This is a genomic window from Embleya sp. NPDC001921, assembly GCF_053594475.1.
The window spans coordinates 1-25,911 of sequence record NZ_JBSFEO010000086.1; the positions used below are offsets into that span (position 1 = coordinate 1).

Here is a 25,911-nt window from a genome sequence, read left to right on the forward strand (position 1 = left end):
GGCAGGCTGCCACAGCTCGCGGTCGCAGACCCGGAATATCGGCTGGGCCCAGTTGACGGGGCACGGGGCGCCAGTGCTTACGGGACAGCCCTTAGCCCGGCCAAAAGAACTGCGGTGAGAAGAGCATGTAGAGACTTCTTCCGGATGCTCATGCTTCCTCCGTGACACGAAGGGATAACGCCTGAAATAACTGTCAAGTAAGACAAAGGCGTAACATCACGGTAGATCCCACTACTGCATGCCTCTTGGAAATACACGTCACGAGTACGGCACCCGGGAGCGACCGCGAATGGCGCGGCAGGTATCCGGCCGCGAGGTGCCCCGGCCCGGGGGTTGCGGATTGGTACTGGTGCGCCGACTGCGAGTGCACACCCGATATGCGGCCATGGCTCTGCGAATTCGTATGCTTCCGACCGCTCCCGCTGGTCCGACCCCTGCCGGCGGGCGTCGGGCCGGCGGAGCTGCACGAACGTTCCAAGCGTCCGGCGGAGTTCCAGCCGTGATCAACGAGACCATGAATCCGCGGAGTCGGTAACCACCCTGGCGGCTCCGCCACGCGTGAAGGATTCGGGTGTCACGATGACACGGTGCAACCTCCGGCACGCGGATCGACCGCACCGACCGTGTCGCGGCGCGTTGGCACAGCGGATCAAGCCGAGTTCGCACGGTGACTCGACGGAGAGAAGACAACTCATGGCGCACGCGCGCCGCACTCTCGTAGACCTGGTCACCACGGAAATCGGACAGGAGATCGATACTGCCGATCCCGATCTACATGATGGTTGGCTGGTCGCACAACTTCGTGCTCCGCGCGGTCGAGTGGGTGTCGGACGCCGGTGGATTCCAGGCCGACGTTCCCCTATACGCGGAGTTGTGGCAGAGAGCGGAAGCACGAGCCACGGTCGACGCGCTCGCGTGCTTCGACAACGACACCGGATTCTTCACCAATGGCGACTGGTCTGGCAGCGATCGACCCGCCGTCGACTACGACTTCAAGAACCCCACATTCGGAATCACCGACGCGACGGTGGACAGCGGCATGGTGATGACCAGCTCACGACTGGTCGGGTTCGGTGGGACGCCGAACAAGTCGGCTGAGCCGGAGGGTCGACTCGATGATCCCCTCCAGCACCAGGACGTGTGTCCACATCGGGAACACCTTCATCAGTGCCAGGCCACGTCGTGTCACGCTCGCGTGCGGACCGATCCGGGACCCTCGTGCCCACCGCCGATCACCCGTACATTTACGCGCCGACCACGTCCGAGGTGTTCGGCTCACCCTCGTGGGGCCACTGGCCTTCGATATGCGCTTTGATGAGCGCGGCGTGCGAGAGCGGGCTCGCGGGGTCCGTGACGTCGCCATTGGTGGTGTAGTCCAGGAGCACCACGTCCGCCTTGTCCCGGAGTTGCTCGACCAGATCGGCGACGCGATGTTCGAGGACCCATCGGTACGCCGGCAGGTAGATCCGGCGTCGGGCCGTCTCGTAGGACAACAACCGGTCGCCGTGTAGACCCGTGCGATGGCCCAGGACGGGGCCGTGTCGACGGACCGTCCGCTTCAGCCCCTTCATCGCGGTGATCTCGAGTTTCGTGGGGTCGATGTCAGACTCCTGGAAGACCTTGAGAGCCTGCCAGATCCCCTCCACGGACTGGCTGGTAACACCATCGCAGAACGGGACCGGGATACCGCCGTGCGGGAAGAAAGGACTCAACCGCACCCATGGTTGCGGTGCATTGGAGGTCACGTCGATGATTTCCGCACCGGGGAACGCCGCGGTCAGCGACGTCATCGCACGACGACGGCCGGCAACAGTGATCGACATCCGTAGGCTCCCTGCCTCGATGACATGAGCCGCCAAGTGTCCCGGACGCCACCGACAACCGCGCCCCGGTGGACACGGACAATCCGGTCCCCGATGTGCGGGCCCGCCACCAAGGCACCCGTACTCGCCCCTCCGCGAACACACCGGACCAACAATCGGGTCGGCGTGAACCGAATCCGGAGACCGAATGACTCGCCCCAGACTCTTCCAAGCAGTTGGCGGGTTCCTGCAAGCGCCCGTCCGGCCTGCGTGCCAGGTTCGGACATCGGAACTCGCTGGGTCGCCATGGAGGCCGGTCACATGACGAAGCACTCACCACTTCGCGAAGGGGGCGCGGACCTCGAACGGAAGCGGCCTCGTGATCGGGTCCTGGTCTACGCGACGGTCCTCTGTGTGCTGGTCACCCTCACGGTCGTTCTGTGGCGGCCATGGGAAACCACGTCCGGAGCGGATCGTGGTGGTCCACGTGTCGAGTGTTCTTCCAACGATCGACAATTGGCCGCTTCGCTCTCGCACCACATCAGCAGGGCCGTGGAGCGACACCCCGGCCACATCGCCTTGGCGATACACGAGCGCACCGGAAGCACGACCTGTACCTACGATTCGGCGCGAAACTTCGATTCCGCCAGCATCGTCAAGCTGACCGTCCTCGGCGCGCTGCTGCGTCGAGCCGAGGACGCGAGCCGCGAACTGACCTGGGAAGAGCAGGAGTTGGCGACCCGGATGATCGAGCAGTCGGACAACGAAGCGACCACCGAGCTCTGGCACCAACTCGGCGTCGCCCGCATATCCGGCTTCCTCGACATGATCGGTGCCACCACGACCGTCCCGGATCGGGATGGCGTCTGGGGCCTGACCCAGACCAGCGCCGCCGATCAGATCAAGCTGTTGACCGTGCTCGCACACGACAATCCCGTCCTTCGCGAAGAGTCTCGCGCGAAAGCGGCGGAGATGATGAGCCGAGTCATCGAGTCACAACGTTGGGGCGTCACCGCGGGAGCACACGACAACGAATCGGCATACCTGAAGAACGGTTGGCTGCAACGATCGTCGGGATCCTGGAGAGTCCACAGCATCGGATTCTTCCGAGGAGGACGAACCGACTATTCGATCGCGGTGTTGACCGAGGGAAAGCCCACGATGCAGAAGTCCATACAGGCGATCGAGGCCGTTTCCCGCGTCGTCCACGCCGAACTCGCGTGATCTCGGGTCAGCCGCCACCGGTTCGATCCGGCCCGTGCACGGCCAACCCGCGCGGCCGAGCGTCTCGCGGCACACGTCAGGCCCGGGCGCCACACGAACAAGTCGCGCACGGGTCGCCCGACAGGCTCCTGGACGCCACTGCGGCGGTCATGAACCGTAGATCGTCCGACGAATCGAGGTGATGTCGCGCACCAGCGTCTCCAACGAGGTGACTTTCTGCCTGGCACCGACCGCAAGGAACCGTGTGTCGTCGGCCCAGGCACACACGCCCGTCGAGTCGAAATTCCAACACCGGAACGCCCCGGGCAGCGGAGACGTCACCCGGACTTCCCCGTCGAGGCCGGAGAGCTCCTCGAGGTAGAGACGAGGTTTGGTCTCTCCGGGCCCGGCAATCGTGATGTAGGCGAACCGTCCGGCGTCGCGGGCGTCGGTGCCGTAGACCACCGTTCGCATGCCGGAGAGTTCGGGGTCGTGCGCCGCGTTCTCCCGGCCCACGAAGCGTGCGACGTCGCCGTCCGGATCCTGGGGCAGCCTTTGGAGACCGAAGAGCGTGACCGGAAGCTCGGGTTGCACGAGCGCGGGCGGGGCGGAGGGGCGAGGCGTGGCCGCAGGACGCGGGGCAACGGATTCGGACGCGGCAGTGGTCGGGGGAGCCTCGCCGGGCGCCTGGGAGACGGCTTCGCTGCGAGCCTCTCCCGCATCGACAAGCGGATTCCCGCCTCCGCCGGAACCACCGCACCCGACCACGCCGACACCGAGAAGCATCGCCGCCGCTCCCAGTACAACAGGGCGCAGCCGGTGTGCAATTCGCCGACCGCGCGTGGGGACAAGTGGTTGCGAGCGCATCGTGGGATCCGATCGGGAGGGTGACGAGCGCCTCCATCATTCAAGGCTCATCCCGCGCGGACTTGGACAAATGCGTCCGTGCGGCCGGCCTGGCCTGTCGCACCGGTCGACTCGACCGCGCACGGCCTTCCGCCCGATGTGGCTCACAAGTGCCGGGCGCGCCGGCCCGCGTCCCGCCCGAGGCTGTGCGCGCTTCGTTCGATCGTGCCCGAGTCCGCGCGTTTGTGGACCCGGAGCCGGACGGCCGCCCGGCCTCGGCAGTCACCCACCGGCAGCGGTTGCGACCTCGAGTAACGACTGACGCCTTTGTCCTTGTCCTGCGCGTGCGGAGCCGGGAATCATCCCGTCAGTGCATGAGCCGACAGAGCGCCAGAACCCTTCGCGGGACGAACCGACCGAGGGTTCCCGCCCGTTTGCCGCCGGCAGTGGACGAACGGGGGTCGTGATGGCCCACGGGTTCGCTGGAACTCCGATCAGTCTGCGTCCGTGGGCCGAGTACCTGGCCGCGGATCATTCCGTGGTACTACCGCTCCTGCCGGGTCACGGGACGCGATGGGAGGATCTGGAAACCACGCGTTGGTCGGACTGGTACGGGGCCGTGGAGGCGGCGTTCACCAAGCTGCGTGAGCGTTGCGACGAGATGTTCGTGTGCGGCTTCTCGATGGGCGGTGCCCTCGCACTCCATCTGGCGGCCCGACACCCGGATGCCGTCTCCGGCCTCGTACTGGTCAACCCCTCGGTGGGCACTCGCAGCCTGGGACCCCGACTCCTGAGCCGTGCCCCGGCGATCGCACAACTCAAGCGCACCAGCCACGGCATCGGTGGGGACGTCAAGAAGCCGGGAGCCGTCACGGCCGGCTACGACAGAGTTCCTGTTCGCGCGGCGTACCAGCTCACCCAACTGTGGCGGACCGTGCGCGACGAGATGTCCCACGTGATCGCGCCGACGCTCCTGTTTCGAAGCCGCATCGACCATGTCGTCGACGGGCGGTCGGCCGAACTCATCCGAGCGGGGCTGCGCAACGCCGAACTGACGGAACGCGTCCTCGACAACAGTTTCCACATCGCCACGCTCGACCACGACGCGGAGCAGATTTTCGCGGGGAGCGTGGACTGGATCCGCGCGCACAGCCGCACCGATGTGCGGAGCGACGGGGAGAGTTGATCGTGCCCGCGGCCTCGCGATCCCGTGCGTGAAGCGGAGCGTGCCATGCGGGTTCAGCAGCGTCGGCGGGCGGCCATGACGGGGTTCGGCCGCTTGTCTCGCAGGCAGGACGCGGGTGGCGTGTTCGAGGCCGGCGGCAACGGCGAGCGCGCCGTGGATCGACGGCGGTAGTCACCAGCCCGGCCGCGCGTCAGGTCGCTCGTTCCGGGACGACATGTGCGGCGCCTGCGGCGGGATTGCGAATCCGGACTACAGTCCGCTAATGTCATCAGCACAAGCGGACCGAAGTCCGCTTTCTCTGAAAGGTGGGGCCATGACCGCACTCATCACCCGTGACGAACTCCAGACGGCAATCGACGCGGGCACCGTCACCGTCCTCGACGCACTGGGTGGCGAGTACCACGCCCAGCAGCACCTGCCCGGCGCACTCCCGCTGACCCCGAGCGACGTCGACGAGAAGGCGGCCTCGCTGCTCCCCGACCTCGATGCCGCGATCGTCACCTACTGCTCCAACCCCGCCTGCCCCAACAGCGGCCAGGTCGCCGACCGACTCACCGCCATCGGCTACACCAACGTCCGCACGTACCGCGAGGGCATCCAGGATTGGGTCGAAGCAGGCCTCCCCGTCGAATCCGCGTAACCGTCCGGGGAGGGCCGCCGCGAGCAGCCGAGCCTCGCCCTCCCCGGATGGGAGCACCATCGAACAAGCCGAGGGTCGGCGTACGGACCGAACCAACGCCGCGCCGACCCGATGGCGGCTCACACAACCGCCGCACATCCCAAGAGGCAGTGTGCGCCTGCGGTCGATAAACCGGACCGCATGGCCCTCCGTCCCGCAATCACTCCCAGCCACCGGACGCCCCGCTCCATCGTCACGACTTGCGACGAACAGGCGAGCGTGGCGCGACGACCATCGATCAATCCGGCCGGGCTCGGCACCGATCCGTTGGATCCCGCCCTGCGCGCGGAGTTGCTCACCACAAGAGCCAGACCCCTCGTCGTCGCCCTCCCGTACGCACGGGACCCTGCCCTGGTGCGGCACGCGCTCTCCGTCATGGGCAGGCGTCGGAGTCCCCCGCACATCGAACGGGCGTGTTGCCAGGCCTTGTTGACGTTGTGGGAACTCGACGGGCCCGACGCCGTCCGAGCTGCGTTGGCCGTGAAGCGATACCACACTGGCGTCGTCGCAGAGTCCGTCCGAGCCGCACTCGAACGACGCGACGGTCTGGCCCACATGCGTGCCGAAACGGCCAAGGGTCCCGATGCGACCGAGATCGTCCGCTCGCTGCGTACGACCATCCGGAGCAGCGAGGCCCGCCATATCGTCACGGCCGCCGGCACTCCCGTCGATTGGCCCGCCGTCATCGCTGCGCACCGGCAGGAATCGTTGCCCTCCCACGCGCAGTTGGGGATCGCGGGGGCTGCGGATTGCCCGCCGAGGTCTCCGTCACATCCGCTCGAGCCTCTCCGACACTTCCATATACCTAGTGGTCCACCACCCTGATTGCCCGACGTCGCTGGTGGAGAGCCTCGTCCGTCCACGATCGAGGGCCAGTTCGCCGCAAGTCGCACGCGCCGAACTGGCCGCCAAGCAGATGCGGGTGGAAACCCACCGGGACCTGGTCGCTGCTCGATGGGCGGGTCTACTCACCGCCGACGAGATACTTGCCGAGGTCCGGCCCGCGGCCGTCGCGGTCGCCGCCGAGAACGAGGCCGGGCGACTCGCGCGCGAGCGGCTCCCTCTCGACGCCGAGATTTGGACGGTCGCCCTGCGCCTCGTGCCGGAATTCGCCGGCACACTGCCGCAACTGTTCGCGACGGCTGCCGCGATGGCCGAGCGAAGGACATCCTGGGCGGATCCTGGGGTGACCAGGGCGCCGACACCTCCGAAGGAGACTCATGGAATCCCGGACCAACCAATAGGACACCAATGCGACCAGGCGGCTGAGGAAGCTCTCGGTGCTCCGTGAACGAGGGTCGCCGGATCGGTGATGGCGATCCGACGACCCCCAATCCGTGGCTCAGTAGCCGTAGCCGTTCGTGCTGTTGCCGTAGCCGTTGCCGTAGCCGTAGGCGTAGCCGGCGATGCTGGAGCCGCCCGAGGTCGAGGTCCCCGCGGACGGCGCAGCGTGCGCCGCCGGGGCGGTGATGGCGATGCCCACGGTAAGGGTGACGGCGGCGATCACGGATCGCACAAACCGCTTGATGTGCTTCTTCATCATGAACTCCCGTGTGGGATATAAGTGTTGACCGAGGGCCGAACACTGGATCACTTGGACAGCACCATCGATACCGTGGTCAAAAGTTGCTTGATAGGAGAATTCCGACAGCCTGCGCAACAGACGTCAACCGTCGGTCCGGAACGCCCAAAGGTGAGCGGGAAACGCCATCAACAACCCACACGAGGAAGGGCTTCGTCCCGTGGCTGCCAATCGGCAGGCAGCGCTCGACGGCGGCGAGGCGGAACACACGAGTCCACGACCGTGGTCTCGCCGTGGCTCAGCCTTGGCCCCGCCGACCAGGTCGGGGGCACGGAGGTCGTGACGAGCAGCCGGAAGGCGGCTGCCCTCCTTCGTCGATCCGCCCCGCTGGTGCAGGGACTTCGCTGCCGCCGCGACGTCAAGGTGAACGTTGCCGGGTAGGGCGCCAAGCGCCACGATCACCCGATGTGAGCGAGCAGGGCCTCGGCCATGCCCTGGTGCCCGAGCGCGTTCGGGTGCACCGGGGCACCCTGGCCCGCCGGGCGCACCCCCTCGATCCACTTCGTGCCGTCCGCTTGGCACAGGTCGTGACCCAGGCCGGGTTTGTAGACGTCGACGTATTCGGCGCCGTTCTTGTCGGCCTGCTCGGCGAGCATGGTGTTCAAGGCGGGCACCAGCGTGCGCAGATAGCCCAGGTCCCCCGGCGCGAACGGCGCCTGGGTGATGCAACCGAGTCCCGACTCCGGGAGAATCGACGGATACCCCACCACGAGCACGCGTGCCTTCGGCGAACGATGCCTGATGGCAGTGATGGTGACGGCGACCTTCGGACCGGTTTCGGCGACGCGCCGAGCCAGTTCGTCCCGATCGCCGGCGGTGTAGAAGTCCGTGCAGGGGGTCAATGACGTAATACTGATCGCCTTGTCCGCGCACGTTCGGAGAATCTCGGTGAACCCGAGATCGTTGCCGCCGATGCCGAGCGTGACGAGTTCGGTATCCGGCCTCAGCGCGTCCAGTTGTGGGGGCGGCGAACCGGCGACCTTCTGCGGCGCCACCATGTCGTCCGTCTTGGCGCCGCTGCACGTCGCGTCCACGAAATCGGTGATGCTTCGGCGCTGGACCACCACGTGCGCGTAGTTGTTCTCCGAGCGACTGCACCCGGAAGGCGCAGAGGGCACAAGCGGAAGAATCTTGACGCCCGCGGCATAAGAATCGCCCAGTGCCACATACGCGGTTTCCGCGTTCACAGGCGGCTTCGGCGATGCGGGGGCCGTGGCCTTCGCGGGCTCGACGGCTTCGGATTCACCCTTGAGATCGTCCAAGTCGAGCGAGCAGGCGGACAGGGCCGCGAAAGCCGCCAGAACGGTTACGACAGTGACCGCCGATCGACGCGTGGACACGTGGGACGTGCTCCTCCCGGATCAAGGTTGCCGACCATGTAGGTTGCTTCACCGGCCGAGCGGACATCGAGCATGCTAGAAGCCGCCTTCATCTCCGAACTTGTAGGAACACGACGGATGTTGGGCACCGGGGACTGCATCCGCCCCCTCGCTCGGGCCTGTCCGTGTGATGCCCTGGCCTTTCCCGACCATGGACACAGACGTGGTCGCGCTGGTGCATCCGGGCTTCCCGAAACCCAAACATGTACGACGGTGGGTGGACGGTGGGTGGCTGCGGCGGGAGAGCAGAGCCGGGACAACGGGCCGGCTGCGACAGAGCGGCAAGGAGTACGGCTCACCGCGGGAGGCTCGGTGCGCCTTGGCCACGGAGCAAAGGCAGCGGATGCGCGGCGGGTTCGTGGCGCTCCGCGACCCGGCGGAGGCGGCCTTCGGCGAATCGATCCTGGTCTGCGCCGTGCCAACCCCCGTTGCGTCCGAGGCCCTCGACCTGCACCCCGAGGGGCACACCCTCGTGGTTGGCACAACGCTCAAGGGTTCCGGAGCCGGAATCCACCTGATCGACGTCCGGACGGGGATCCGGCGGCTGGTGCACACGGAACCGTCCAAAGCAGGACAGGCGTTCGTCCACAGCGTCCGCTTCGGCGCGGACGGACGCGGTGTGGTCTATGCACTCGATGGGGAGACCCGGTACCTGGACCTCCGCAGCGGGACGTCGCACACTCTCGGCGCCCACGACGAGCTGCGGGGGAGCTCGAACTTCAATCCGTTCCACGTGCGGCCCTCATGGGACCGGGCCCGGCGCCGTCTACTCGTCTTCGATGCCGGAGCCCGAATCCGCGTGGTCGACGATGCCTGGGAATCCCTGCTGGATCTCGACGTCGCTCGGCGTCCCGAGTGCCGGGCCGGCGCCCTGTCCCCGTCCGGACGCCTTCTGGCCCTCGCCTTTGGCACGACTTCGTCCGACATCGAGGTCTGGGACGTCGACTCCGGTCGGCAGGTGCACCACCACCGCTTCCCACGCCCCTTCCCGTACGACCACAGTTCGGCCGGCCTGCGTGTGAAAGCGCTCGGCTTCGACCCGACGGAGCGGCACCTGATCGCCAACGGGGGCTTCGACCAGGGCCCATGCTCGATTTCGCTGGAGACGGGCAAGTTCGGATGGGCCGTTCCGGATCCACATCGATCGGTCTCGTGGGGGACGTGCTGGGACTTCTCCCCCGACGGCTCCCTGCTCGCAGTCGGCGGCATGCGCAGAGTTCGCCTGCAGGACGCCGCTACCGGCGCCGGAACCCCTGTCCAGCCGGCCCCCACGGAAATAGGGCACATACTCCGTGTGGTCTTCTCGGACGCCGGGGATCTCCTCGCGTGCGCAGGCTCCGGCGGCGGCATCGTGGTCCTGCGGGCAATTGCGCCGGAATGACGTATTCCCGGCACGTGACGCCTTTGTCGACCACGCTGGCGGCGGTACGCGGCTTGGCAGGTCGTGTCCCATACGGTCTTGCCTTGGCCCTCGGGGAGCTTCCTGTCCGGATGCCCGTGACGAAGAGTGGCATGAAGTCGCCGTCGCCTCCCTCGCGGCACCGTCATGCCCGGGGCGCATCTATCCGATCCGAGGATGGCCGTGGAGCCCTAGCCTTGCATCCTGTACATGCGCCGTGAGGAAGGTCCCAGAAGCTGCCGGAGTCGGACCCGGATCCCGGTCTCGAAATCTCGGCGCGGCCCGCGCTCGACTTCCCGGGAGTACTCGCGCACGTCCAACGCGCGGAGATGCAACCTCACGGATCGGCGCTTTGCCTGGCACTCGCGTGCGTTCTCGCGACGGCCGCAGGGTGTCTCACCGCCGCGACCCGTGTCGGGGATCTCGGACCGTGGTTCGGTTGGATCGCGGTGGTCGTCGCCGTCACCGGATCGGCGAACGTGGTCTCGTGTGTCATCGCGGACGTTCGCCTGCGCCAGCGGATCCAACCCGTACTCGCCGCGTACACATGGCGGGAATGGCAGTGTCAGGTCGAATCCACGGCATCCTCGCGTTATGTCTGGCTGCTGCGCGCGGACAACCTGTATCACGCGAGCTCCGCGCGACCTGGTCGGCCGAGGCACACACCGAGGTGATGCGCCGCGGTGGCCGACTGTGGTTTGCGGGCGACCTGCGCTTCGGCGGGGTGGTGGCGCTACCCGGCGGCCGTGCGATCGGCATCGCCCGGACCGAAGGCTGCGCCATGTCCGCCACCCTGGAGGACGACGCTCGCGCCATTCGGGCCGGGCTCATGGAGCGATCAGTGTGGCGCTGACGCGCCCTGCGAGGTAGTCCGCGCACCGAGTACACCATGTCACCGCTGTGAAAGTCGTGAACGAACCCCACCGCACGAATACCGGGCTCGTAGGCCGAGAACACCCACCCACGACCACATCGATCAGCAGAGCATCACCACCCGGTCACAAGTGGTTGGATCATGCGCATGACCACTTATGATCTGGTCCGGAGCAACGACACTCCCGTGCTCAAGGAATTCGACACCGGGCTGAGCAAGTGCCGCGCCGCAGCAGTACTCCCCGACGCACCCATCGCGGTGATCAGTGATCTGGATCAACTGGCCGTCGTAGACCTGCGTTCCGGGGCCATCAGCGTCTTTCCGCTGGCCGGCGAATGGGGCACCAAATCCATCGTCGGTTTGACCGACCGCCGAATACTCGTCGTCAGCATCCTCGACGTCTTCGTCTACGAGTTGACCAGGGACAAGCTCAAGACGTCGCGGTCGTGGCAGATCAAGTCGGACGGCTCGGTGCTCGACGTCGCCGCGACCGCGGACGGTTCACGCGTCGTGGTCGCGGCCGGCGACCGGCACTACGACGGCGGCATCCAAAAGTTGCGGCCCAAGACCCTTCTCACGGGAACCGGCTTGGATTGCCTCGCGATCGGCATGACGCCGGACGGCGGGGTCATCGCCGCCGGACGCAACGACGGCGTCGACGTCTACACCGGCCTGCCTCCCGTCGCCGGGCGCGAACTGCGCTTCGACAACGAGGAGAACGTCCCGGTCCTCGCCGTGGGCGTGGCTCCCGACGGCCGGCATGCGCTCGTCGGCGACGACATCACGCGCGTGGCGCTCTTCGACGTCGACTCCGGCTACTGCACCCCACTCGACTCGCACGGCAAGGCGATCGCCGTGCGTTGGAGCCCGGACGGCAGCGTCGCCGCCACGATCGTCCTGACCCGTGAAGTGGTCATGTACGACCCCACCGGAGACCCCGTCGCCTGTCTCGTTCACGCCGACTCGGGTCGGAACTACTTCGTTGGCGGCGGCTGGGCCCCCGGCGCACAGCAATTCGTGGTGGGCACCGAGCACGGCCGCATCCTGGTCTGGGACTTCGCGACGCCCAGGCCCACGCAGGACTGACGACACGTCGACGGCCCGCTCGACCTCGTCACAGGTAACAAGGTCGGGCGGTCCGTCGTCGGCCGGACAGGTTCCGAGGCACCGACCACGAGAGATCGGAGTGAGGCAATGGTGGAAGGTGTCGTGTGGGAAGAGCAGTTCGTGCGGCGGCTGGTTGCCGCAAGGACGACGAAGGACGTCGCTCGTTTGTCGGAAGTCGAGATCGCGCGCGCGACCGGCCGCCCCACACCGCTGCTGCTGGACAACGGGCGCCTCTATACCCTGAAGCAGCTCGCCCTCGCTGCGGTTCACTGGTCTCGACTGCATCCTGACGTCCCCGTCAGCCGGATCGCCGTCACCCCCTTGAAGAAGCCCGAGATGGCCGATGCGATCCTCGTTGCCGAGGCCCACCCACCTACTCGCGAAGTGCGTTTCAATCGGCAGCTCTTACAGAAGAACTGGCCGTCCTTCAGGGAGATCGTCGGGGCCATGACCCGTGGTGATGCGCGGTTCGCTGCCGCGCATTCCATGATCCACGAACTCGAACATCTGCGCCACTATCAGCATATGCAGCCATTTCCGCTGCCTCGTTCTCCCAATACTCCATACAGCAGCAGAGATCATCCCGAAGTAGATTTATATGATTACCGCACGGATGCCTACGATCTCGTCAACCAGAAAACCAAGGAGGCCAATGCAACTCCTGCGAAGGCTGCGGAGATACTCGGCAGAAACGCCGCAATGGATATCAACGAACTCGTAGCAGAGTCCGGAGCGCACATACATCTCTACGGTGATCAGGCCCCGGTTCTGGCCGAAACCGTTGTCTCCGCTCTCGGGCCGACCGAGAAGATGCGGAACGCCGCTCCCGCGCTCACGCACGCGCTCGCCATGATGAGCGAGCAACTGGACCATCGAACAGGAAAGTTGCACCGCGCATCGCTTCTCTCGCGCCTTCGGGAGGCCGCCCTCGCCGAGGAGAGGGCCCCTACGAATCCCTGGGTGAGCCCGACGGCGAGGATGGAAGAGGAGGGCCCGACCGAGGCACCCGATTCCCAGGCAGGGGCGACGCGTTCACCGACACCGGATGCGCCGCCGCCCGGGGAACCCACGCGAACCCTCGACGACACCCTCCGGGAACTCGCCGAACCATGGGGACCCCCGACACCGGTGCCCGGCCTCACAAAGGATGAGCACAAAACCCCGCCTGCCGGCGACGGGGTGGACCACAAGAACGGACTGGATCCCGGCAACCCGCCCGAGCGGGTTGCCATCGTCGAACGATGAGCAACCGAGCCCTTGGGGCAATACGCCCGGCGGGCGCGTCCCCGTCGCCCCGTGGAACATTGCTCCGATCCGAAACAGCCGTTTCCCCAGCCTCGGCACACGAAGTACTTCCCGCTACGAACTTTGCTGCCGCAAGAGAACGAAGCCTCCGGTGGCTGCTGAGACAGTCGTGTAGTCGACTTCGGGGTGAAGTTGCTTGGCGTAGGCGATGGGGTTGTCGACCCAGTCGGAGGCGTTGTCGAAGGCGATGTACTGCGGGTTGACACCGGGAGCCGAGCCGAGCCAGAACACCCGGCAGCGGGAGGTGAGTCTGCTGAGCGACGGAACGTCGGCCTCGACCGTCGCACCGTCGGGTATTCGGTCCAGGAGTCGCTCGGCGGCGGTCGCCCGTGAACTCTGACGATAGGTGTCCCCTGTCGTCAGAGCCGACAGGGGCATCATGGTGGTCAGCGCGAGTGCCGCTCCGCACAGGGTTGCGGGCAAGTGGGAGGCGAACACGCGCACACGGCTGCGCCGAGACCTGCGGAGTCTGCCGAGGGTGTCGACCAGGGCGAGCAGGACAATCGGCATCAGGACGGCGTTGTAGTGCCAGTCTGTGCCCCAGTAGTGGTCATCCGCGGAGACGAATCGCCAGCCGAGCGTGGGAACCGCCACGAGAAACAAGGGGGATCGCAGAGCCAAGAGGCCTGTCGTCGGAAGCATGATCCACAGGAAGGTGCGTGTCTTGGTGTCCAATGCGGTCGTCAGGGCGGCCACAGGGCCCGTGTCGTCCCCGAGCTTGTCCCAATAGGCGTACGAGCCACCGGAGTTGAAGGCTGGGATGATCCAGACGAGAGCCACCACGGTGGTAGCGACACCCAAGGCGGCCACGCCGACCGCATAGGGCAGGTCGCGTTTGCCCGAACCACGCGCCCGCCACCCGACGAGCACTGCGATCGCGGCTGCGGTCAACCCCAAATCCTCCTTGACCAGAACGAGTGGCGCTGCCCAGAACAAGGCCGCCCTTCGGCGCTCCGCCAAGAGCGCCTCCAGGGAGAAGGCGATCAGCGGTACGGCGAAGCAGATCTCGTGGAAGTCGAAGTCGACCGCTCGCTGTAGTCCCCAGGACAGGCCGTACGCAACACCGATCGCAAGACCCCTCCCGCGACCCAGGACCCGAGTCGCCGCGCGCGTGACCGGGATCGCGGAGACGGCGAACAGCGCGGACTGTGCGATCAGCAGGGTGACGGGAGTGGCGAAGATCCGGTAGGCGGGCGCCAGTAGAACGAGGATGGGACTGAAGTGGTCACCGAGAATGTTGGCGCCCGGGCCCTTGAGGTCGGCGATCGGCGCGTCCAACCGCGCGTACGCCCGCACGACCTGTTCGAAGATGCCCAGGTCCCAGGACATGGTCTCCAAGCGTCGGAATCGGCACACCGAAACGGTCGCGTACGCGACGAAGAGGATGGCAGCCAGCAGATGAGGGCCGTGGCGACCGACATCGTTTCGTGCGATCGGGATATCGGGTTCGGCCACATCGCTGTCGGACAACGACACCGGCGGCGAGGTTTCGGGTGTGCCGCGGCGAACTCCGGGCATGTGCGTTCCTTGCGTTGACGGGGTTTTGTCGCTGTCAGCGGTCGTTCGGAGCAGTCGCAAGCGCCGTTTCGGAACTGGTCGACGGCGGAGTCGTCGCGGCCGATGTCGATGAGCTCGACGCCTCGAACGGGGCCGGTGAGGCGAGCCGCGATGGCAACGGCGGAGACGGAGGCGGAGGCAACGAGAACGAGGAGCGGACAGGGCCCACCGTCGGACCTGTGGGCGCGGACGGGGCGTCCGGGTCGAGGCCTGCGGCGAGCATCGTGCCTGTACCGATGAGCAGACACGCGATCGCCGAAGCTGTCACGGCGAGCTTCCTGCGGCGTCGGCGGACGGCGAGCACCGTGATGCCGGCGGCGGACAAGGGCATGATCTGTCGGGCGCCCGCGTCCGCGGCACGCTTGAGTGCGCCGGCGAGTGCGTCCTCATTCACGTCGTCAGGCACTGCGGTCCTCCGGGCTGATCAGATCGTCCATCAGGTAGGGGCCGAGGGCGGCCCGCGCCCGTGACAGGTGGGTTTTGACAGCCCCTGCGGATATCCCGGTCTCGGCCGCGACCTGATCGACCGACAGATCGCAGACGTAGTACAGAACGGCGGTCCAACGCTGTCGATCGGAGAGCCGACGCAGGGCTGCGACCAGATCGACCGTCTCCGGGCCGGGCACGGCTGCCGCCGGAGCCCGTCCGTCGTGACGTCGCCATGCCTCCGTGGCGCGCCTTCGTTTGCGCCACCGGCTGACCGCCAGCCGCCAGGCGACAGTCCGGACCCATGCCTCCGGGGTCCCATCGACGTTCAGCCCGGCTCTCCGTGTCCAGGCCCGGACGAACGCCTCCTGGACCACGTCCTGAGCCTCTTGCAGATCACCGTTCAACAGGTGGATCTGCCCCACCAAGGATCTGACCGAATGCCTGTAGAACTCCTCGAACTCCGCGACGGTCAAACCGGCTCCAGGTGCGTGAACGGATCTCACGAGACATACGCCCGAGCGAGGCAACCGGTTGACGAGGAAGGCCAACGATCTCGAAGGTGTCCGGCGGAAGACGCGTCGCGCACAACCTTTGGCGTACGACGGCCGAACTCGACGCATTGAACGGCGATGCCGTGGGTGCCGCGTCGAGTCGTTCGCGGGCACAGGTCGAGGCGAGCCGTCGCTGGTGTGGCTACCGCCGTGTCACCTCTCACACGCCCGCGCGCACTTCCGCACTCGATGCGCGGACCCGATCGCGATCCGACCCAGGGTGGCCGAGTCGGCCCGAAACCACCCGGCCACCCACGGGAGAGCCGAATCGGTTTGCCTCGGCAGTGCCGAGTCTCATCCGGTCGAGATCCCCGAACTTGGAAAAACACGCCACTCGACGCTTCGCGCGGCGCCCCTCGGAGGACCTATGAGTCGCTCGTCGCGATGATGCAAGCCCGCCCGGGAATCGGCGAAGATCTCTCGTCGCCGACCCTGCCGCTACCGTGGTGTCCGGGCGCACTCGCGAATCGCCACGTCGACGAGCTCACACCCGGGCGTGTGTGGTGATGTCCTGCTCGAAATTTTCGATCATGAGGGCTGTGACCGTGGGACGGGTCTGGGCCAAGGCCATCAGATAGTCGTCGGTGTCGGCCCCGGGCCGATGCGATTCGCCTGTCCCGAGACCGAGACCGAGACCAAGGCCGAGATCGCGTTCGAAGGATGCCTGGGCCGCGATCCGGGCGGCGTGTCCGATGTCCGCCGGCGTGAGTGAGTCACTCGCCCGCACCAGCGCGTCGAGGTCGACATCGGACCGGCCGGCGGCATGGTGGGCCCACATCGCGCGGCGGGCGTCGGGGTCCGGGGTGCCCACCGGAATGAGGTAGTCGAACCGCCCGGGTCGCAAAAAGGCCGGATCCAGCGAGCGCACCGAGTTGGTCGCACACACCAGGAGGCGTTCGTCCTGTTCGCGGAACGCGGGGATGAGCTTCAGCAATTCGTTGGTCACCGCGTGTGCGGCCGAGGAACCGGCACCTCGCACCGGGGCGATCTCCTCGACCTCGTCGATGAACACCACCACGCGATCCACCCGGGACAGTCGGCCGAACGCCTCGCGCAACGCGGCGGCCAGGTTCCCGCTGTCGGCCAGTCGCGAGGGAAGCAGCTCCACGAAGGGCCACCCCAGTCGGGAGGCGATCGCCCGGGCGAAGGTTGTCTTGCCGGTCCCCGGAGGGCCGAAGAGCGCGATCGCACGCGGCGGTTCGACACCGTGGCGGCCTGCACGCTCGGGGTCGGCGAGGGGTAGGACCACTCGCCGTTCGATGAGGTCCTTCTCCACTTCCATGCCGGCCACCTTCGCCCACAGGTCACCGGGCGGCATCCGGCCGCCGAGGCGGTCCAGGGTCTCGGCCGCGTGGTCGTCGACCGGCTCGATCTTCTCGAAGTAGGCAACTGCGGGCTTGCGTTCGTAGCCGGCGTTGCGCAAGCCGAGTTCCCGGTTGTCCTCCTCCGGCAGGACGTAGGCGATACGTCGCACCCGGGCCTCGACCAGGCGGCGCTCCAGCGCGAGGAGCAGGGAACTGGTCAACCCCTGCCCGCGCATGTGTGGCTCCAGTGCGATCCGCATGACCCAGGCTCTGCCCTCGGAGACCGTAGCCAGCGCGGCGCCCACCACGACCCCCTCGCGACGGGCGACTACGGCGGGTTGTCGCGAAGTAAGGGCGGAGATGCACTCCGAGAGGGAGAAGACCGATTCCTGTCCGAGTTCCGCCGTAGTGTCGATGAGATGCACCACCGCCGCGAGATCGTCCTCGCGGTAATCCTGCACGAGCGGGCCCATGTGGCCGATTCCTTCCGTCCGACAGCGGGATTTCCAACCTAGAGGCGGGAATTTCGAGGGAGGATATGTGGATCGCACAACATACGGGTTCCGATTCGGTGGACACCCGACTGGACACCCGGGCAGGAAATACCGCACGACATCAAGAGAAAGCCGCACACGAGCAGACCCCAGAGAATTCTTGCCCTCGACCACCTTGGCAACCGATGAGACCCGCGAGAGGCTCTATCGCATACGGAGGGCGGGACGTCACGTCCCGATTCCGGGTCGGGTCATCGATGCGAGGTGTAGCGAGTCCTCGCGGATGATGACCCGCTCGCCGAGTGAGCCGGACCGCACAGGGCGTACAAGACCTCTCATGGCAGGGAGCGGCTCTTGATGATCGCCCGTCGGCTCATACGGCGAGCATCGGCGTGGAGTCTGCGAGTGGAGTACCGGGAATCCGGAACGGGGTGACGACGCCTCCACTTCCTCGAATTCTTCACGCCACCGACTCCGCGCGGGGAAGGGTTTCGCACGGCCCTTTCCCGCGCGGCATTCGGAACCGACCGACGGACCTCCGCTCCCCGGTGGGCCACCCGCCCCGGGCTCATCGCGACGGGTTTTTCCTGGCGCCGATAATCCTCGCGGGCGATCATGGACGAGTGGTCCGGACGTGGCAGGGCATCGGCGTGGCGTTGTCGAGGTGTCGCAACCCGTGCAGGTCGCCACGGTCGGGAGAGGTCCCATCGTGCTGTCGGAATCGTGCGGTGGGGGTGTCGCCGCTGGGGTGATCCCGCAGCGCGATGGGGCCGACCACCTCGAGGCTGCCGCCGCGAACCCGCGAGCTCAACGCACGACTCGATAGTGAGTGGTCAATCTGCCGCCGTCGTCGAATACGTGGAAGGCCAGTGCGGGCGGAATCACCGGATCGACGCATGTGTCCGCCCCAGGATGTTCCCATGGCAGACGGACTCCGGAGACCACCCCCGGCGCGATGATCAGCGGCCTTCCCGCGAACGTTGTGGTCACCGGGGCATGAGCGTGTCCGCAGAGGAAAGCCACGACATCGGGCCGATTCGCGACCACTTCCGCGAGCCGGTCGGCGCCGAACCGACGGGCCGGGTCGGCGTTCGGGACGCCCAGTTCGACCGGCGAATGGTGGAAGGCGACGAACACCGGGGCGCCCCCGACGGACGCATCGAGGATGTCACCCAGCCACGCCAGCGTCTCATTGGCCATCGGGCCACCGGCGCGACCTGCGATCGACCAGTCGCAGAGCACGTAAATGGCGTTGCCGGAGCGATACACACGATTGATCGGACCATCGCAGTCGACGCCGCTCGGGTCGCCGAGCAGCCCCGCCCGAAACAGTCCACGCACATCGTGGCTTCCGGGCAGCGCCAGGACCGGATGCCGAGACGCCAAGAGGGCACGGGCCCCGGCGTATTCGGCCGGCAAACCCTTGTCGGTGACATCGCCTGTCACCAAGACCGCGTCGAGGTCTCCGGGAAAGGCGTCCAGGTAGCTCATCACCGTCCGGATGCGCGCCGCGCTGCGCCGCGTGCCGTCGATGTGGGTGCTACTGACGTGCGCGAACACGAACATGCGGCGGTCCTCCCGGAAGGGGAATGTGCTGCAGGTGGGTGTGGCGACTCCGAGGCGGTGGCATCGACGCGGTGAGGATCGCTCACGCTTCAACCCGACACCTTCAACCTGACATCCCTGAACGAACTTTCGCCCGGACAAAGGAATGCGGCCGCAGACAGTCGGGAGCCCGGTGGAGCTCTCGGCCGAGGAACATGCTGCTCGATGCCGCCTACGGGCGCCCGGAGAAACGCGACGCATCGAAGTCGGTCGGGGAAACGCGTGCCTCGACGGGCAATCCACACACCGGACCGGGATCCGCGCCCTCATCGACATCGGCACCGAGTCCCGCCGTCGCCCGCTCCGAAGCCGGCCGGAACGCCGAGACCAAGTCGGGCCTTGTCTCCACGTCTGCGTCGGCGAGCGTGGCATCCGGGGCGCGCTCTCCGGATACGGGACCATCAACGTGCGGGGCTGGGGGGCGTGTCGAGCCGGATGAAGATGTGACCGGCATCGGCGACCCGGACGCAATAGCGGCCGGCGGGGATGTCGACCCGCAGGTGCTCGTCGGTCTCGTCGCCAGGCCACGCCGCATCGAACAATGTGCAGGGGCCGGGAACGGTCCAGAACAGGTCGCCGTCCGCCCAACGGACCTCCGCCAGGGCCTGGTCGAGGCCCTCGAGGAACTCGGTCTCGGGGCCGTCCGGAGCGTATTGGATGAAGAGCCGACGCTCCGGGAGAAAGGTCGTCGACGCGTGCCCGTCTCCCAGGACGAGGGCGTGAGCACCACCGACGGGAATCAACGCGACGTTTCGACTCTGCGCTGACGATCCGCTGGTCGCAGCGCACGCACGGCCATAGTCGCCCCAGTCCTCGAAGGAGTCGTAGGTGTCAAAGCTGTCCTCGTCGACCCCCTGCCAGAGGCTTCTCAGCACGTCGGGGACAACGATCAGCGGTCCGCCCGCCGAGGTCACCCAGGTCAACGCCGCCAATGCCCACACCCCGTCATGAATCGTCTCGCGGAACCCGGGGCGGCCTCGTCGCCTCGCGTATCCAACCGGCCTGTGCTCGTCGATCGACCGCGGTCGACGTGCGGTCTCCGTCGTGCTGTTCGGCCGGGCGCGACGTGGTTGCCCGATCCACCGACAGCACGTGCTGCGGCGGCCAACGCCAGCCCGTTCGCACCAGGGCGTGCGCGTGGTCGATGATGCTGCTCACGCGCATGTCCCGAAGCCGTGTGTCGTGATGGGTCGCGGACGACGTGTTCTGGGTGGCGTGTTTGCGGTAGAGCTCCCCGGGCGTGCCCTGCATCCAGCCGTCGGCGACAATCGAGGCGGCCACCAGAAGGGCCGCGTCCTCGGCTCCCGGGAGCGCCGGCCACGCGCCGAGGGCTCGGATCAGGTCGGTGTGCGCCGTCATCGTCGTCCCCATCACAGGGAACCGGTGCCCCAACAGACCTTCGAGCAAGGCCCCGGAGGACAATCGACCCGGCGCCGGATCCCGGGGGCCGGGCACGAGCGAGCCGTCGGGCCACATGTCCAGACACGGTGCCACACACCACCCCAGTGTCGGATCCGCCGTCAGTGTCTCGATGTCGCGATGCAGGGTCTCCTCGTCCGGAAAGAGGTCGTCGGCGTCCAGACAGCGCGTCAACTTGCCTGCTACCCGGGTCAGTCCAAGGGTGCGTGCGCGCGCGGCCCCACCCGACGGTCCATATCCCTTGGAGATCCACGCGGCGTCGGGTATGGACGCCGTGGGCGCGTATGTCTCGCCGTCCACTTGAAGAACCCACTGGAGTGACCATCCACGTGGCAACCGCTGCTCGGCAACCGAGGCATGGGTCTCCGCGAGATATGTCTCCCCGCCGGGGCGAACCGGTGTCAGCACGGAGATCGTGGGCATCAGGACGACGTCTCGTGACGCCCGGCACGGCCGGGTCCGACGCGGGCGTCGCAAGGCTGGTTGCGGCCGCGTGGAGACCGACCGGTCCGCCCGTCCGCGGTTTCTTGCTTCGGCACCTGCGGCGAATTCCCTCTCCCCTTCGGAACATCCGACCCCGTCCGCGAGGGTCGGGTCGCGACGCGACGTCCCCGATCTCGGGAGCCTTCGTCGCGCGACCAGATCGTGCCGGGCCCCGGCGCGCGAGCATTGGACAAACGCGCCGTCCCGACGTGTGCGGCCGGCTCACGCCCGACGGCGCGGCCGACGCGCGACGAATGCGCGTCGGCCGCCGCGTAGTCGGTTTCGCCGCCGCACGCACGCCGTGGCACCGGCAAGGATCGCGAACTGCGCGCTCACTTCCGGGCGTCGTGGACCCGGTATATGCGGGCTATGTCGTCCAGCACGGAGTTGGCGCCGTACAGACCCACCGCGCTCATCCACGTCGTGTCGTTCACTTCGTGGACGGTGCCCTTGAGTTGCTTCCACAAGGGGTTGGCGGCGAACTTCTCCTTCGTCTGCTTGGACAGGCCGTCCTTGTCGGCGTACGTGGAGATGAAGATGTCGTCCGCGTCCATCTTCTTGATCTCCTCGTCGGAGATCTCCGTGTTGAAGCCGGTTCCGGTCGCCGCGGCGGGCTTGGCGAAGCCGAGGGCGTTCACGACGACGCCGATGTAGGTGTCCTCCTTGTACACGCGGGTGGGGCCGTCCACAAATCGCACCACCGAAACCTCGGGGTTCTTTCCCTGGACCCGGCGGACGTTGTCCCCGATCGCGCGGGCACGGGTGGTGAACGCGGCGAGCCGCTCCCGCGCGAGGTCCTCGCGGCCGAGCGATCGGCCGACCAGTTCGAGATTGCCCTGCCAACCGGCGCCGGTGTTCTCCGAGAACACCGTGGGCGCTATGGCGCTCAGTTGCTTGTACAGCTTCTCGTGCCGCACCTTCGCGGACAGGATCAGATCCGGCTTGAGAGCGGCGATCTTCTCCAGACCGGGTTCGCTCAGCGTGCCGACGGGTCTGGCATCGGGCGCGTAAGTACGGGCGTCGTCGCCGAAGTACGAAGGAAGCTTGTCCCCGGAACCGGCCAGCGTGGTGAAGCCGACGACTTCCGCCTGGAGTGCCAGCGAGGCATCGACGAAGGTCATGTCGAGCGCGACGACACGCTTGGGCTTGGCGGGGATCTCGGTGCGGCCCATCGCGTGGTCGACGGTGCGTGGGAAGGTCGCCTGCGAGTCCTTCGTGGACGCCTTGCCCGCGCTCTTGCCGTCGTCCGAACTTCCGCAGGCCGACGTCGTGAACAGGAGTGCCGCAGTTGCGGTAAGGATCGCACCACGCCGAAGGACGGTGGACCAGTGAGATTTCATGGTGATTCCCCTGTTCGACTCGATGAATTCGAGTAAGGGTAGGCTCGCCTAAGTACGGCTCGATATGAGAAAGGCGCCGATGTCGACACCTTCGACTCGGGCTCCCCGGCGAGGGCACACGAAGCGTCACGGACGAGGACCGGCGTTCCTGATCGTCCTGGTCGCCGTCGCCGTCGTGTGCAGCGTGGCGCTCGGCACGAGAACACTCACGATTCCGCAGGTCTGGCACGGGCTTTGGAGTCCCACCGGAACCGAGGGGGACGTGATCGTACGGTCGTTGCGCCTGCCGCGCACCTCCCTCGCCGTGGTCACCGGCGTCGCGCTCGGCGTCGCGGGAGTGCTGATGCAAGGTCACACCCGCAACCCGATCGCCGATCCCGTCCTGCTCGGAGTCAGCGCGGGCGCCGGGCTGTTCGTCGTGGCCGGCATCTTCCTGCTCGGGATCACCACCCTCCACGGATACGTCTGGTTCGGCTTCCTCGGTGCGATGCTCGCCGGCATGGTCGTCTTCGTCCTCGGCAGATCCGCGCGCGGAGGAACGAGCCCGATCACCCTCGCGTTGGGCGGCGCGGCGGCGCACGCACTGTTCGGCGCGCTCACCGCCGCGATGCTCGTGCTCGACGAACGAGCCCTGGACGTCTATCGGTTCTGGACGGTCGGCTCGGTCGGTGGGCGGCCCGCCGACATCACCTACGACATGCTTCCGTTCGTCGCGGTGGGATTGCTTCTCGCGGCGGCCAACGCCTCCACGCTCAACGCGTTGTCGATGGGCGAGGACGTCGCTCGGGCTCTCGGTGTCCGGGTCGGCCTGGGGCGACTCACGGGCATGCTCGCGATCACACTGCTGACCGGCGTGGCCGTCGCCGCGTGCGGGCCGATCGGTTTCGTCGGCCTCATGGCGGCGCACATCGCGCGTGCCCGCGCGGGCCCCGACTACCGCCGAATGCTCGTCCAGGCCGGGCTTCTCGGCGCCATTCTGCTTCTGGCTGCCGACATCCTGGGTCGACTGGTCGCCAGACCGGGAGAACTTCCCGCTGGAATCATGCTCGCCTTCGTCGGCGCGCCCGTCTTCATCCACCTGGTCCGCCGACGTGGATCGGTGCGGGCATGAAGGCGGCGCGCCGGCTCCGACGGTCGGTGGTCGCGACCGAACCGGCGACTACGAACGACGCGTCGCTCGGCGGTCGTGGTGGCGTAGCGGGAATCGCTCTCAGGATCGGTCCCCTGTCGGCGCGCTTCCGACCCCGGGTTGTCCTGGTCCCCTGTGTCACCGTCCTGGCCTTGATCACGGCGTTCGTCGTCGGCGTGGCGCGCGGCGATGTCCCGATCCCGACGCTCGACGTAATCCGTATCCTCCTCGGCGGCGGGGAGGCAGGCGATCGAATGATCGTGATCGACTTCCGGCTCCCGCGCGTGGTCGTCGGTGCCACGGTGGGCGCGGCTCTGGGACTCTCGGGCGCGATCGTCCAGGGCATCGCGCGAAATCCGTTGGCAAGTCCGGAGATTCTGGGTGTCACCTCGGGAGCGGCGGTAGGAGCCGTCTCCGTCATCGTGCTCGGCGGCAGCTACGGCGGCGTCGGCGGCTCCCTGGCACGGATCGGCATCCCGTCGGCCGCGATCCTCGGCGGGCTGACGGCCGCCGCCGCCGTGTACGTCCTCGCCCTCCGCGGGGGCCTGTCGGGAAATCGAGTGCTCCTGGTGGGCATCGGGATCCAGGCCTTGTTGTCGAGCCTGGTGTCCTGGTTGCTCATCAAGGCCTCCATCGTCGACGCCGGACGCGCGATCGTGTGGCTGACCGGCAGCCTCAACGCCGTCACCTGGGACGACGCCGTGGCCGTGACCCTGGCCCTGACGTTGGCGCTGCCCGCGATGTTGATGCTCTCCTTCCCCTTCGGCGCGCTGAACTTCGACGACGACACCGCGAGGGGACTGGGTGTGCGACTCGATGCCGCACGATCGATGCTCCTGCTCACCGCTGTCGTGCTCACGGCGACCGCCACCGCCGCCGCGGGACCGATCGCGTTCGTGGCGCTCGTCAGTCCCCAACTGGCGCTGCGTCTTCTTCGGACCGGAACCCCGCCGTTGCTCACCTCGGCCCTGCTGGGGGCCGCACTGACGACCTGGGCCGATGTCCTCGGCCGCACCGCGTTCGGCGACAAGCAGTTGCCCGTCGGCATTCTCACGGCGGCCCTGGGAGCCCCGTACCTCATGTACCTGCTGGTAAGAAGCGGAAAGACACACGGAACATGAACGCGAGTCCGGACCGGGTCCTCCCCGGCGAGCACGAACCCCTCGCCCCACCCCCCACGCGCCTGCGCGCGACCAACCTGGAACTGGGCTACGGAGATCGAACCGTGGTGCACGATCTCGACCTGGACATCCCCGAGGGTTCGGTGACGGCGATCATCGGACCGAACGGATGCGGGAAGTCGACCCTCCTGCGCGCGTTCGGTCGACTCCTTCACCCCAGGAAGGGAGCAGTGCTCCTGGACGGTCGCCCCATCCACGGCATCTCCACAAGACGGGTGGCGGAACGGGTCAGCCTTCTCCCCCAGTCACCTGTGGCGCCCGAAGGAATCACCGTCGCCGACCTCGTCGCCCGGGGGCGCCATCCGCATCAATCGTGGTATCGCCGCTGGTCCGTCGACGACAAGGCGGCGGTCGAGCAGGCGCTACGGCGAACCGGCATGTACGAACTGGCGGAACGGCCCATGGAGGAGTTGTCCGGAGGACAGCGGCAGCGGGCCTGGATCGCGATGACACTCGCGCAGGAAACCGACCTGCTGTTGCTCGACGAACCGACCACGCACCTCGACCTGGCCCATCAGATCGATGTCCTCGACCTGGTGGAGGAACTGCACGCCGAGACTAATCGCACCGTGGTGATGGTGCTTCACGAGCTCTCGCTCGCCGCCCGCTACGCCACCCGACTCGTGGCCATGAAGGACGGCCGCGTGGTCGCGCAGGGCCCGCCGAGGGACGTCCTCACGGAGGACATGCTGCTCGACGTGTTCGGACTGCGCGCACGCGTGCGCCACGACGAGGAGAGTGGGAGCACCGTGGTCGTGCCCTTGGGGCGCCGCCCCATCGGCGACCAACCGTTGCCTCCGCCACGGACTCTCGGCGGCGAGATCCGGACCCACAAGGTCTGGGTTTGGGACGACTGACGGCCACGGCCACGGCGGTGGATCGCGGGAGCGGATCGCAGGGACGGGGCGGCCGTGGCCGGGCAGATCGGCCACGGCCACCCGGACCACCTTCGTGGTGACCGGTCAGCCCAGTGCTCGTTCCAGGTCTGCCAGGAGGTCGTCGGCGGATTCGATGCCGACGGAGAGGCGGACCAGGTCGCCGGGGACTTCCAGCGGGG

General features: G+C 67.3%; 24 protein-coding genes. 11 read left to right on the plus strand and 13 right to left on the minus strand.

Annotation, left to right across the window (positions count from 1 at the left end):
- Window positions 1-1,054: 1,054 nt before the first annotated feature.
- Window positions 1,055-1,189: a hypothetical protein gene (locus tag ACWCPW_RS49255; protein WP_449768195.1), complete on the minus strand. Its 135-nt coding sequence runs from the start codon at window positions 1,187-1,189 to the stop codon at window positions 1,055-1,057.
- 55 nt (window positions 1,190-1,244) lie between these two features.
- The gene (locus ACWCPW_RS49260) at window positions 1,245-1,823 is read right to left on the minus strand and encodes a DUF6939 family protein (protein ID WP_449768196.1); all 579 of its coding nucleotides are present in this window, start codon (window positions 1,821-1,823) and stop codon (window positions 1,245-1,247) included.
- 393 nt (window positions 1,824-2,216) lie between these two features.
- On the opposite strand from ACWCPW_RS49260, the gene ACWCPW_RS49265 reads away from it, so the two are divergent.
- A complete protein-coding gene (locus tag ACWCPW_RS49265) occupies window positions 2,217-3,026 on the plus strand; it encodes a serine hydrolase (protein WP_449768197.1) in 810 nt (269 codons plus the stop codon).
- Window positions 3,027-3,173: 147 nt separating this feature from the next.
- Here ACWCPW_RS49265 and ACWCPW_RS49270 read toward each other — a convergent pair whose 3' ends face one another.
- On the minus strand, window positions 3,174-3,521 hold the full coding sequence (locus ACWCPW_RS49270; protein WP_449768198.1) for a hypothetical protein: 348 nt from the start codon (window positions 3,519-3,521) through the stop codon (window positions 3,174-3,176).
- A gap of 796 nt (window positions 3,522-4,317) precedes the next feature.
- Here ACWCPW_RS49270 and ACWCPW_RS49275 point away from each other — a divergent pair.
- The 3 genes from ACWCPW_RS49275 (at window position 4,318) to ACWCPW_RS49285 (ending at window position 7,007) form a co-directional block, all read left to right on the plus strand.
- Window positions 4,318-5,037 (plus strand): alpha/beta hydrolase, encoded by a 720-nt coding sequence (locus ACWCPW_RS49275; protein ID WP_449768199.1) that lies wholly within the window; start codon window positions 4,318-4,320, stop codon window positions 5,035-5,037.
- Window positions 5,038-5,350: 313 nt separating this feature from the next.
- Window positions 5,351-5,677 carry a rhodanese-like domain-containing protein gene (locus tag ACWCPW_RS49280; RefSeq protein ID WP_449768200.1) on the plus strand — a complete coding sequence of 109 codons (327 nt, stop codon included), beginning with the start codon at window positions 5,351-5,353 and terminating at the stop codon, window positions 5,675-5,677.
- A gap of 961 nt (window positions 5,678-6,638) precedes the next feature.
- Complete coding sequence (locus tag ACWCPW_RS49285) at window positions 6,639-7,007, plus strand: hypothetical protein (RefSeq protein WP_449768201.1); 369 nt, start codon at window positions 6,639-6,641, stop codon at window positions 7,005-7,007.
- 51 nt (window positions 7,008-7,058) lie between these two features.
- Here the strand turns inward: ACWCPW_RS49285 and ACWCPW_RS49290 are convergent, their stop codons facing one another.
- Both ACWCPW_RS49290 and ACWCPW_RS49295 read right to left on the minus strand, forming a co-directional pair.
- On the minus strand, window positions 7,059-7,256 hold the full coding sequence (locus ACWCPW_RS49290) for a hypothetical protein (RefSeq protein ID WP_449768202.1): 198 nt from the start codon (window positions 7,254-7,256) through the stop codon (window positions 7,059-7,061).
- 440 nt (window positions 7,257-7,696) lie between these two features.
- Window positions 7,697-8,560 carry an SGNH/GDSL hydrolase family protein gene (locus ACWCPW_RS49295; RefSeq protein ID WP_449768216.1) on the minus strand — a complete coding sequence of 288 codons (864 nt, stop codon included), beginning with the start codon at window positions 8,558-8,560 and terminating at the stop codon, window positions 7,697-7,699.
- A 268-nt stretch (window positions 8,561-8,828) separates the two neighbouring features.
- Here ACWCPW_RS49295 and ACWCPW_RS49300 point away from each other — a divergent pair, with 268 nt between their 5' ends.
- From ACWCPW_RS49300 to ACWCPW_RS49315, 4 genes are all read left to right on the plus strand, one after another.
- Window positions 8,829-10,058 (plus strand): WD40 repeat domain-containing protein, encoded by a 1,230-nt coding sequence (locus tag ACWCPW_RS49300; protein WP_449768203.1) that lies wholly within the window; start codon window positions 8,829-8,831, stop codon window positions 10,056-10,058.
- 574 nt (window positions 10,059-10,632) lie between these two features.
- On the plus strand, window positions 10,633-10,929 hold the full coding sequence (locus tag ACWCPW_RS49305; RefSeq protein WP_449768204.1) for a hypothetical protein: 297 nt from the start codon (window positions 10,633-10,635) through the stop codon (window positions 10,927-10,929).
- Between the two features lie 168 nt (window positions 10,930-11,097).
- Window positions 11,098-12,036, plus strand: coding sequence for a WD40 repeat domain-containing protein (locus ACWCPW_RS49310; RefSeq protein WP_449768205.1), 939 nt, complete (start codon window positions 11,098-11,100; stop codon window positions 12,034-12,036).
- Window positions 12,037-12,144: 108 nt separating this feature from the next.
- Window positions 12,145-13,302, plus strand: a complete 1,158-nt coding sequence (locus ACWCPW_RS49315) for a hypothetical protein (RefSeq protein WP_449768206.1) — start codon at window positions 12,145-12,147, stop codon at window positions 13,300-13,302.
- 114 nt (window positions 13,303-13,416) lie between these two features.
- Here the strand turns inward: ACWCPW_RS49315 and ACWCPW_RS49320 are convergent, their stop codons facing one another.
- The 7 genes from ACWCPW_RS49320 to ACWCPW_RS49350 form a co-directional block, all read right to left on the minus strand.
- On the minus strand, window positions 13,417-14,880 hold the full coding sequence (locus ACWCPW_RS49320; RefSeq protein ID WP_449768217.1) for a DUF2079 domain-containing protein: 1,464 nt from the start codon (window positions 14,878-14,880) through the stop codon (window positions 13,417-13,419).
- A gap of 437 nt (window positions 14,881-15,317) precedes the next feature.
- Window positions 15,318-15,821, minus strand: a complete 504-nt coding sequence (locus ACWCPW_RS49325) for a SigE family RNA polymerase sigma factor (RefSeq protein WP_449768207.1) — start codon at window positions 15,819-15,821, stop codon at window positions 15,318-15,320.
- A 562-nt stretch (window positions 15,822-16,383) separates the two neighbouring features.
- Complete coding sequence (locus tag ACWCPW_RS49330) at window positions 16,384-17,676, minus strand: ATP-binding protein (protein WP_449768208.1); 1,293 nt, start codon at window positions 17,674-17,676, stop codon at window positions 16,384-16,386.
- Between the two features lie 828 nt (window positions 17,677-18,504).
- Window positions 18,505-19,263: a metallophosphoesterase gene (locus ACWCPW_RS49335; protein WP_449768209.1), complete on the minus strand. Its 759-nt coding sequence runs from the start codon at window positions 19,261-19,263 to the stop codon at window positions 18,505-18,507.
- A gap of 440 nt (window positions 19,264-19,703) precedes the next feature.
- A complete protein-coding gene (locus tag ACWCPW_RS49340; RefSeq protein WP_449768210.1) occupies window positions 19,704-20,234 on the minus strand; it encodes an Imm21 family immunity protein in 531 nt (176 codons plus the stop codon).
- 13 nt (window positions 20,235-20,247) lie between these two features.
- Entirely contained in the window at window positions 20,248-21,021 is a 774-nt protein-coding gene (locus ACWCPW_RS49345) for a GltA (RefSeq protein ID WP_449768211.1), read from the minus strand.
- Window positions 21,022-21,536: 515 nt separating this feature from the next.
- Window positions 21,537-22,544 (minus strand): ABC transporter substrate-binding protein, encoded by a 1,008-nt coding sequence (locus tag ACWCPW_RS49350; protein ID WP_449768212.1) that lies wholly within the window; start codon window positions 22,542-22,544, stop codon window positions 21,537-21,539.
- Window positions 22,545-22,623: 79 nt separating this feature from the next.
- On the opposite strand from ACWCPW_RS49350, the gene ACWCPW_RS49355 reads away from it, so the two are divergent.
- The 3 genes from ACWCPW_RS49355 (at window position 22,624) to ACWCPW_RS49365 (ending at window position 25,711) form a co-directional block, all read left to right on the plus strand.
- Window positions 22,624-23,655 (plus strand): FecCD family ABC transporter permease, encoded by a 1,032-nt coding sequence (locus ACWCPW_RS49355; RefSeq protein WP_449768213.1) that lies wholly within the window; start codon window positions 22,624-22,626, stop codon window positions 23,653-23,655.
- Between the two features lie 170 nt (window positions 23,656-23,825).
- Window positions 23,826-24,794 carry a FecCD family ABC transporter permease gene (locus ACWCPW_RS49360; RefSeq protein WP_449768214.1) on the plus strand — a complete coding sequence of 323 codons (969 nt, stop codon included), beginning with the start codon at window positions 23,826-23,828 and terminating at the stop codon, window positions 24,792-24,794.
- The gene (locus ACWCPW_RS49365; protein WP_449768215.1) at window positions 24,791-25,711 is read left to right on the plus strand and encodes an ABC transporter ATP-binding protein; all 921 of its coding nucleotides are present in this window, start codon (window positions 24,791-24,793) and stop codon (window positions 25,709-25,711) included. Before ACWCPW_RS49360 ends, ACWCPW_RS49365 begins: the two co-directional genes overlap by 4 nt.
- Before the next feature lie 105 nt (window positions 25,712-25,816).
- On the opposite strand, the gene ACWCPW_RS49370 is transcribed toward ACWCPW_RS49365, so the two are convergent.
- The coding region (locus ACWCPW_RS49370; RefSeq protein ID WP_449763660.1) for a PLP-dependent transferase at window positions 25,817-25,911 on the minus strand (95 nt) is incomplete at its 5' end.